Below are 10,274 nucleotides of genomic sequence, written 5' to 3'. Positions count from 1 at the left end.
CCTCTACCGGATACAATAACCGGACGCTTGGCGTTGGCCAGTATTTCTGCGGCTCTGTCTAAGGATTCCAGGGAACCACAACCACGGGCGTCTACACGGTACTGGTGGGGAGCTAAAATGCGTTCTTCCAGTTCACCATAGAAGTAGTCACGGGGGATATCATAGAGTACTGCACCACGTTCTGCATAGGCAATACGGAATGCGGTTCTCAGGCAATCAGCGGCTCTTTTGGGATGAGGCACTCTTACGGTTGCCTTGGTAATGGCTTTGAATACGGAGACTTGATCGCACTCTTGGAAGCCATCCCAACCAATGGTGGGGGTACCAGCGGAAGGAGAGATAATTACCATCGGGGTATGGGCCATGTTGGCAGCTGCCACAGAGGTTACCAGGTTGGTGATACCAGGTCCGTTTTGACCAACACATACACCGGCAACACCTGTTACACGGGTATAGGCATCTTCCATGTGACCGGCAGACTGCTCATGACGTACCGGGATGAATTCAATACCAGCGGTGGGGAACAGATCCAGCATATCCATGAATGCAGAACCCACGATACCGGTAACGTGCTTTACCCCTTCTTGCAATAGTGTTTCAACAATGGCTTCACTCGGTGTCATTTTTACTTTAGACAATTTACTTCCCCCTTTTTCTTTTATAGTTAGTTAATGATATAGTAATCATCACGCATCATAACATAACAACATCATGATGTTAGTACCAGTAGTGCTAAAAAAATAAACGCAGCTGATTCCTTGTTCCGTCGTGATGATGTCCGTACCAGTACAATTAAAAAACGTCTTTTAGGACCTACTTCTTGATAGTTTAATACGGAAGGAATACATGTCAGACCTATAGATGCTTCTTTCATACTCAACAGGGTTGCTCTCTAAGTCATAGATAATTTTCTTAGTTTCCAACACACTTGTAAACGGTTCTATCTCTAATAATCTGGCTTCATCACAGGTTGGCACTCTAGCGGTTATTACATTTTCCGCTTCTGCTAAGGTTATTCCCAACGATGTCTCTAGTATGTCGTAAATGGGAGCATTATTAAGATCAAATTGCCCTAGCTTTTGCCCGATTTCAAGCGGGTAATATTGTTTTTCGATGGCTACCGGGATATCATCGGCATACCGCAGTCTTTCTATAACATAGACTTCATTAGCACCTAAAGGAAGGGCATTTTCCTTACTTGTATCAATACCTTGTCGAAGCAATTTAATGCCTGGCTTTAAGCACATCTCCCGTATAATATCATTGTATGTGCTAAGATTCCCAAGCCATTCCTCGACAGGTTGAAAGGAGATAAATGTACCTCTACCATGTATTTTTTCCAATACACCGTCTTGAACAAGAGTGTTTATGGCATTTCTAACTGTAGATCTGCTGACAGAAAATCTTTCCATCAACTCTCGTTCACTCGGTATCTTTTCTATATGAAGTCCTTTGAATATCTCCTCTTTTAATAGCTCAGATAATTGAGCGTGCAAGGGTATTGGACTTTTGTGATCAATTCCCACGTCGTCATCCCTTCTGTGTTAACTTATGCCTACCAGTTAATCAGATTATATATCCCAAATTATAGTAAGTCAACACACATTATTTATAAAGGAGATTATCAAATAGAATCCATTTAATACAAAGTAAAAAGATACAAAGAAACGTAATTAAAGAACTAATTGAGACTCGTCAGTAATCTTTTGACGTAGCTTTAAAAACTCCAGGTCGGTAAAATCTCTCGGTCTTGGGAGATCTACCTCATAGACATGACTTAACTTGCCAGGCAATTTACCATCTAAAGTCACAATACGATCGCCTAAATAAACCGCCTCTTCAATATTATTGGTTACAAAGCAAACTGTTCTCTTTTCAGCTTCCCAGATCCGAATAGTCTCTTGCTCCATTAATATTCTAGTTTGGGCATCCAATTGCCCAAAGGGTTCATCTAATAGCATAATCTTGGGGTTGTTAGCATAGGCCCGGGCAATACTTACACGCTGCTTCATGCCACCACTTAACTGGTGGGGATAGTGGTTTTCAAACCCTTTAAGACCAACCAAATCAATATAATGCTGAGCAACTTCTCGTCTTTCGTTTTTAGCTAGTCCTCTTAGTTTAGGACCCATCTCAACATTTCCGAGAACTGTTTTCCAAGGAAAAAGCGTATATCTTTGAAAAACAAAACCAATTTCTGGTCCTGGTCCGGTAACTTTTTTACCGTCAATAGTTACTGTACCAGTTGATGGGGTCTCCATACCGGCCATAATTCTAAAAAGTGTAGATTTTCCCGATTGGCCAGGTCCCAAAATAACCAAAAACTCATTTTCTTTCACATGCAGATCCATTGTTGCTAAAACATCTACTTTATTATTGTTATTACCAAAGCTCTTACTTAGACCTGTACAGCTAATCTTATAGTTTACTGGTTGTTGTTCAAGTCGACTTTCCAAGGGCAAATCCACCTTTCTAAATAGCTTACAGAAACGGAGATTAACCAAGCGGTTAAGGCAATGACAACCATGCCTCCGATAATCATAGCGGGCTTAGAGGTGTTCATCCCCATAATGATGATAAAGCCCATCCCTTCCCGGGCACCAACAAGTTCAGCTGCCAGAACTGTGGTCCAGGCCATACTTAAGGAAATCTGAATGCCAGCAAAAATGGCCGGGAAAGATGCTGGAAAAGTCACTTCAATTAACTCTTGCCGTTTATTAGCACCAAGCATCCTGGCGGCATCGTAAAGTGATTCATCAACTAGTCGGATACCGTTGAAAGAGTTAATAATACAGGGTACAACTGCACCAATTACGATAATAAAAATCTTGGAAGTTTCATTAATACCAAACCAGAGTATAGCCAAGGAAATCCAGGCAATAGGCGGCATCGGTTTAAATAAGTCAAAAACCGGTTTAAAGAAAGCCCGGAAGTACTTATTAATCCCCATAAATACACCAATTGGCACACCAATGGCAACCGCGATAACAAACGCAATCAGAACACGTCTTAAGCTAAACCACAAGTGAGTCAAGAGGGTTTTTCCGGCCAAGGGATTAAGAAACATATCTACCAGTTGGTACAAAACCTCAACAGGTCGGGGTAAAAACTCTCCGGTTATCTTCGTTACAGCTGCAATATCCCAAAGGGTAAGGAAACCCACTACAGATAACGCGTATAAAAACCAAATATTTTTAAATAAGTTGGAGATGGTACTGGGTTTAGGTTGTACAATTTCAGGTGTTTTGTTCACTTCTGTAGTCGCCATGTTTTACCTCCTTACACCCGCCACAAGCCTTTTTTCCACCTTATCAACAATAACGCCAATAACAACACCGGTCAGGCCTACCATTAACATACCCAACACGATCATATCTGGCATTAAAAGGCGGCGTCCCATGGTAATCAAGAAACCAAGACCTGTGTCTGCTGCAATTAATTCTGCTGCTACCAGTGCTGTCCAGGAGGCAGCCAAAGCTACTTGCAAGCCACCGAAAACCATCGGAAGAGCAGAAGGAATACAAATTTGCTTGAAAATTTCCCAATCCGATGCTCCATAGGTACGGGCCATACGTATAAAGGTTGGGTTCGTCATGCGCACTCCCACAAAGGAGTTAATAACACAGGGTACAACACCCGAGGCCCAAATAATAAAGGCTTTACCAGTAAGGCCAATACCAAACCAAAAAATTGCTAAGGGAATCCAGGCCACTGGTGGAATAGGGCGAATCATTTCAAAAATCGGACGGGCAAGCCCTTCAACTATCACAAACCACCCCATAGCGAGACCTAAAGGAATTCCGATGATTAGTGCCAAGCTGTACCCAAGTAAAGCCTCTTTAAGGCTTGTTGCTATATGCACCGCTAGTACAGCTCCATCGGGATCAGCAGTGTTTAGTTTTATAAAGAATAGCTTAACAACCTGGATGGGAGAGGCTAACAAGGTATTTGGTACAATACCTAAATCTACTATCAATTCCCAAATAACTAACACTGCTAAGATGCCTAAATAAGGTAAAATTTTGAGTATTAATCTATCTTTGCTGTTCTCCATATTTTCACTCCAGCTTCATATTTTTAGGAGAGTGTGACAACAGATCTCCAAGAACCGAAACCTGTCATCACAATATTCTGACAAGAAATTCACTAAATGTTATTCTTTGATTAAGCCCTTCTGTTTAGCTAACTCTTTCAAGAACTTGTCATTGATAAATTCACTCTTCATAACCTTTTCTTTTTCTTCAGGCTTAAATTTGCCTTGTTCTGTGAAGAAGGTAGCAATTCCATCCATCCACTTGTGAACTTCACTTTCTCCCTTGGAAGTGTCAAACAATGCCAATTGTTCTTCCAATGAATAAACAGGGTGCTTGTCAATGTCTAACTTAGCATCTTCGAGGCTAACTTCCATACCGGCCCACTCTTTAAGGAAGGCTTGATATTCAGGAGCTAATTTGTTGCCTTCTTTTTTCATTTCATCAATCTTCTGGAAGTAAATATCCAGGAACTTAACTACTTGGTCCGGATGTTCGTCGGCAAATTTCTTATTCGCAATCAGAACCAGAGGAATTTTTGCACCTACAGCATCCCCATCAGCTACAACTTTCCAGCCCTTTTGCAGACCGGTGTAATAGAAGGGTGCCCAAAGACCAACCATATCCCCTTTACCAGAATCGAAAGCTGCTACTGCTTGTGCTTGCTCAAGATTTTGGATCGTTACATCTTTATCTGTCATCCCTTGGGACTTCAGGTATTGGGACAATGCATAGTGACCGCTGGAAACAGTGGTTACTAAAATATTTTTACCCTTGGGAGATTCCCCGTTTGCCAGAGGACTATCTCCTCTAGCCATGACAACGTTCGCAAAAGACTCATCATCAGCAATCCCAATAATGTACGCATCGAATCTGAGAGCGGCCATGATAGCTGGTACCCCGCCGGTAGCTCCAACGTCCCATTCATTGGCGGGAAGCGCTTCAATCTGAGGCATACCGGAATCAAAGAACTTGAGATCTAACTTAACGCCATTCTTTTCGTCTAAGCCCTCTTGGATAGCCCGGTAAGTTAAGAATGTTTCAAACTCAGGCTGGTGACTTACTCGGATGGTAGGAACTCCTGCTGCATCCTTTTTCCCTGAGTCTCCCCCACCACACCCTGTTACCACTGCAGCAATCAACAATGTTGACAAGATTAAAACCAGAATCTTACTTAAACTTTTCTTCACGTAATAATCCCCCTTCACCTTCGTTAATTCGTGAATAATGTTTGACCCTTATACCTCCTTTTTTCAGAATAGTTTTAGGGTTACCACCATCTAATTAACTCTGTAACTTTCTTACGAATTTCAACAAATTCAGGATCAAGGAAATTTCTAGGCCTGGGTAAATCGACTTTGAGTTCTGCTTTAATGGTTGTGGGTTTATTACTAAGAATCAAAACTCGTTCTGCCAGATACACCGCTTCTTCAATATTGTGCGTAACAAAAATGACGGTGGTTTTAAACTCCTGCCAGATACGAATTAATTCGTCTTCCAAGTAATAACGTAGCTTAACATCCAACTGACCGTAAGGCTCATCCATTAAAAGAAGATCTGGTTTTGCTGCAAAAGCTCTGGCAATGGCTACACGCTGTTCCATACTAGAGGAGATCTGGTTGGGATAAAGGTTAGCACAGTCCGTTAATCCTACCAGTTTCATGGTTTTTTCAAGACGTTCTTCGATTTCTTGTTGGGGGAGTTTTTTCACTTCCATGCCGTAAGCAATATTTTCTTTGACAGTTCGCCAGGGTAGGCAGGAAGGTTCTTGAAAGACAAAGGATATATTGTGTTTTTTAGGATCGGCAATCTCTCCGTTAATACAGATATTGCCTTTGGAGGGGGGCATCAGTTTAGAAAGGAGGTTGAGAAATGTTGTTTTACCACAACCCGTGGGGCCTACTATACAGAGAAATTCACCATCACCCACATTAAAGTTAACATCATTCAGAACTAGTAAATCCCCAAAGCTTTTGGTCAAATTGGTTACTGTCACTTTCGCTTCACGGTTAGCGCTTATCATATACGCACCTCACTAGATTTTATATTTTATTTGGAACATCATTTTTTAGCCAAGGGGGCCTCGGAAGTATACTGTATACTGTATAATAGATCTTGATAAAAATTTTTAGGTATGAACTCTGTATTTTAAAAAAACACTCTCCTTACCAGGAAGTTCGTTTACCTTGGAAAATAACCGGATTATTGGCTTATTTCTATAGATACGTTTAGTTACAAAGTTTACTTTGAAACGATAGCAAATTGAAAGGCTAGTAAAATAACAGTATGTGATGTTCTTTAGTTGATAAGTCACAGTGAGTGGGTCCCGGATAGTGCTAACTATCTAAACGGAAAGAAGGAAAAGTCTTTTTTAGATCGTTGTCTCAGTTACAACAAGTGGGAGTTAACTGGTTGTCTTACCTAGTCCTTTTGGTCACAAAAGCTGTTGCGGACATCCGAACCAGTTAAGTAAATCTTATAGTCTTCGTAAAATGGTGTCAAGGTTTTTTTGTCAAAAAATGAGTTTTTTTATAGCTTTGCCTTAAAATGGCCTTTACTTGCTTGTCTCGCTGGGAGTTGCCACAAGCTTGCAATAAGAAGAAATACAACGGCTGATCCATAGTATATATAACTAACTCCATCGTCAAATCTGAGCATTATATAGCTAACCAAAGGTCCTAATGCAGCACCCAGATCTGTAGCCATAATGTATACGGTGGATACCACCAGGGAAGCTGAGCTTTTAGCCGTGTCAGCGGCCAGGGCATCAGCCAATGTTATAAGAGTGGTAGCAGACAGCAGTACTAAAAAGCAGCCCCCTAACCATAGATAAAGAGAGATATTGTTAGGAATTACACAAAAGCTCACGGCAGCAAAGCTTAAAGATATGATAAACAAAGGCACACGTCCGTGCTTGCCATCCGATTTACGGCCGACATACGTGGCTAGAATAGGCTCCCAAGCCCAGCGAACACCTAAAATGATACCGGACAGTGCCGTGGCAGCAATGGAAAATTCAAATAGCCGTAGTGTATTGCCATAGTGTTGTGCAATGATATAACTTAATGTTGAAGTTACCATACCTTCAAAAATCATGTAAATAAGCAATCCGGACAGTATTGCCCTGATAACCCGCTTAGAAACCCAACTCCATTCCAATATTTTGGTCTCTTCTCTATTCAGTACGGGAATTTGCTCTTTTTTAACAAAGTATAGAATTAAAGGAATGCCAATAAGGGTCAGAACTCCTAAGAAAAGGGATAGACTACGTAATCCCACGATTACGACCAGAAATCCTCCCAGTAACATCCCCACAACATTACCCGACTGATACAAGCCATTATAAATACCGATGAAATAGCCCCTGTTTTTATCGCTGGCCAGATTAAGCACCATTAAGAACCCACCCACTCGCAACAGTGACCAAGCCAACCCCCAGATGGCCCTTAGGATAAGCCATTGTCCAAAGCCATAGCAAACGCCGTAGCCCGTTGTACTGATTGCAGCCAAAAGAACTGCCACTAATAACCCTGTCCGAATATGAATCCTTTTATATAACCAACTAACGAAGGGATTTAAGGGTAGACGAACCAAGCGATTGATAGATAGTAACAGCCCTACCTGCCATAGGGAAGTTATACCGACTTCCTTTCCATAGATAGGCAAAACAATGTAAAGCATGGAATTACCCATCAGGCAAATCGAGGTCGTCAGAGCAGTAGTGATGACAGTAAGTTTTTCCTTGTTGTCTCGCCTCATCTTCTCACACATGACAATTAGCTTCCTTTGGATTCAGATAGATCGAATTTTCCAAAAAATCTTGGTCTCAAGCCCCTCTTCCTTCTTGGACAACACAACTCCTTTATTAAAATCAAATCTGGTTTACATTTAATGCCTTTTACTGGTACGTACATTATAACGTTACGACATTATAATTGCAATATGGATTACGTATTTTTTGTAATTTATATTGCAATTTAATGCAAATTAATACAATTTAATACCTTTTAATACAATTTAATCAGCTTAATACAATTATCCATTCTAGGAAACAAGCATACCACCAGCGGCTTGAACTTATCTGGAGAAATACTTTGGCTATGTTTTTTACTAGATTACTATTTTAATTAACTTTAAACTGTGCCACTGTTTCCTGCAGTTCTTCAGCAATACGAGCCAGTTGTTGAGCAGAAATAGTTACCTGTTGTACATTAGTGGCAATTTGCTCATTGGATTCGGCAAGTTGTTGGGTCCCTTCGTTAGCCTTTTTAGAACCTTCAGCAACAGAATGGATAATATCAGTATTAATTTGTACCACCTTAATCATCTGTTCCAAAGACAGGCTGGCATCATTAGCAATTTGTACCCCTTCACTTACCTCTTGGGAACCACGCTCTATGGCATCTGTTGCCTCTCTGACACCCACTTGAGTTTCTTTAATTAGGCTTGAGATCTCTTTCGCAGCCTCACCCGATTGCTCCGCCAATCTGCGTACTTCCTCTGCTACTACAGCAAATCCACGTCCTTGCTCACCGGCCCGGGCTGCTTCTATTGCAGCATTAAGTGCCAGGAGATTCGTCTGATCTGCAATGGTAGTAATACTCTCAATAATCTCACCAATTTTATTGGATTGTTGACTAAGTTTCTGGATAGCATAAAAAGTATTTTGAGAGGACGTTTCAATAGAGTTTATTTTTTCTACGGTTTTTCTCACAGCCTGATTACCTTCTTCTGCCACTTGCCAGACTTGTTTTGACTCTTTTTCAGCAGCTTCAGCACTCTCTACTCCCTGTTTTGAAATAGCTGCAACTTCATTGGTTGTACTGGCAACCTCTTCAACTACAGCATTCACTTCCTGGCTGGATGCAGCCAACTCGTGACTGTGTGAAGCTAATTGTACGGAAAGATCTGCCATAGTATTTATGATATCCCGAATTTTAACAACCATCTTATTAAAATTCTCGGTCAATTGACCTGTTTCATCAGATGTTTTAACCTCTGCTATGGCTACCAGGTTACCTCGGGACACTTCTTCAGTAAACTTGTTTAGTGTAATCAGAGGAATTAATGAGCGCCGCAGAATATACCAGACAAAGAAAACTAAAACCAGGACAACAATTATGCTAATAAACAGCGTGGTATTTATTTCTTGGTTAATTGGTTTCGTAAGTATCTGTTCTGGGATACTAACCCCAACCGACCAACCAGCCAGTTTGATTGGGTTATAAAAGATATCGTACTGCTCGCCTTTCACCGTAGAGACAGCAAACCCAACTTTTCCAGCGATCATCTCTTCACCAATACTTTTTAAATCACTATCAAGGATCTTAGCAGACATTATTAATGAATCTTCGGGATGAACTAAGAAGGTACCATCCTTATCTAATAAAAATGCATAGGCACCTTGATAAATATCAAGTGAAGTTACAATTTGATTAACCATTTCCAAAGAAAGATCCATTACAAAAAGACCAAGATAAGTACTCCCTTGGTAAACCGGAGCAGAAATAGACACCACTGGCTTACCTGTTACGCCATCTATATAGGCCTTTGTGACATATAATTTATCTTCATTTTTACCTTCTACATACCATGATCGATTATCACATCGAAAATCTGGTTTTAACTCGGATTCATGAATATCAAAAAAGGTTTGGCTTTTTTCCGAAGCAAAATAGAGATTGTATATATTCTTGTCCTTATCAGCCACCGTTTTAACCGTAGATAAGTACTCCATGTACTCAGATTGTCCTTGATAATCAGCTGCGCTGCGTTCCTGGGTTTTAGCGGCAAAATTAATCACATCATTTGAATTGGCTAATGCCACAACGATTCCTGAATATCGTTCTATGTATGATTGAATTTCAGCAGCAACTCGATTAGCTGATTCCGAACTACCTGTTTCTATCCCACTCCAAGCTACTTTTTTCATACTATTGCCAGTTGTTGCTATTACTACCGCAAAGGAAATTGTCAATAATACCACAATGGTCCCTAATAATTTAAATACGATAGAATTTAAGGTTAGTTTCATATCATACCCCCGAAATACATAGTTCTAGCCTAAATTAAACATTTGTTCCTTCACCAAATCAGCTACTTTTTCTTAGTAATTTCATATATCCCCCCTCTTAAAGTTACTTGGGGATTAAGCCTACCTTTGATACGAACCTTTTCAGATATCTAAGACCTTAGTGCCTAGCTATCTGTCAGTTCTACCCTATGGCTTAGTCCCATAATACA

At 40.6% G+C, this 10,274-nt stretch carries 9 protein-coding genes; all 9 read right to left on the bottom strand.

The genetic code is table 11. From position 1 onward, the window contains the following. On the bottom strand, positions 1-638 hold a 638-nt coding region (locus BUA78_RS09170), incomplete at its 3' end, for a thiamine pyrophosphate-binding protein (protein WP_274377386.1). 168 nt (positions 639-806) lie between these two features. Next, a complete protein-coding gene (locus BUA78_RS09165) occupies positions 807-1,526 on the bottom strand; it encodes a GntR family transcriptional regulator (RefSeq protein ID WP_072913518.1) in 720 nt (239 codons plus the stop codon). Positions 1,527-1,673: 147 nt separating this feature from the next. Then, complete coding sequence (locus BUA78_RS09160) at positions 1,674-2,456, bottom strand: ABC transporter ATP-binding protein (RefSeq protein ID WP_072913515.1); 783 nt, start codon at positions 2,454-2,456, stop codon at positions 1,674-1,676. After that, entirely contained in the window at positions 2,426-3,268 is an 843-nt protein-coding gene (locus BUA78_RS09155; protein WP_072913511.1) for an ABC transporter permease, read from the bottom strand. Before BUA78_RS09155 ends, BUA78_RS09160 begins: the two co-directional genes overlap by 31 nt. A gap of 3 nt (positions 3,269-3,271) precedes the next feature. Beyond that, entirely contained in the window at positions 3,272-4,054 is a 783-nt protein-coding gene (locus BUA78_RS09150; RefSeq protein ID WP_072913509.1) for an ABC transporter permease, read from the bottom strand. 99 nt (positions 4,055-4,153) lie between these two features. After that, positions 4,154-5,221: an ABC transporter substrate-binding protein gene (locus tag BUA78_RS09145; protein WP_072913507.1), complete on the bottom strand. Its 1,068-nt coding sequence runs from the start codon at positions 5,219-5,221 to the stop codon at positions 4,154-4,156. Positions 5,222-5,301: 80 nt separating this feature from the next. Continuing rightward, positions 5,302-6,054 (bottom strand): ABC transporter ATP-binding protein, encoded by a 753-nt coding sequence (locus BUA78_RS09140; protein ID WP_072913505.1) that lies wholly within the window; start codon positions 6,052-6,054, stop codon positions 5,302-5,304. Between the two features lie 506 nt (positions 6,055-6,560). Next, entirely contained in the window at positions 6,561-7,802 is a 1,242-nt protein-coding gene (locus BUA78_RS09135; RefSeq protein ID WP_072913503.1) for an MFS transporter, read from the bottom strand. Between the two features lie 352 nt (positions 7,803-8,154). Then, the gene (locus BUA78_RS09130) at positions 8,155-10,065 is read right to left on the bottom strand and encodes a methyl-accepting chemotaxis protein (RefSeq protein WP_072913502.1); all 1,911 of its coding nucleotides are present in this window, start codon (positions 10,063-10,065) and stop codon (positions 8,155-8,157) included. Positions 10,066-10,274 lie beyond the last annotated feature (209 nt).

The sequence above is a fragment of the Desulforamulus aeronauticus DSM 10349 genome, assembly GCF_900142375.1.
Classification (GTDB): Bacteria; Bacillota; Desulfotomaculia; order Desulfotomaculales; family Desulfotomaculaceae; genus Desulfotomaculum; species Desulfotomaculum aeronauticum.
Note: the sequence above shows the minus strand (reverse complement) of the source record. Positions and strands in the feature narration are given on the sequence as shown.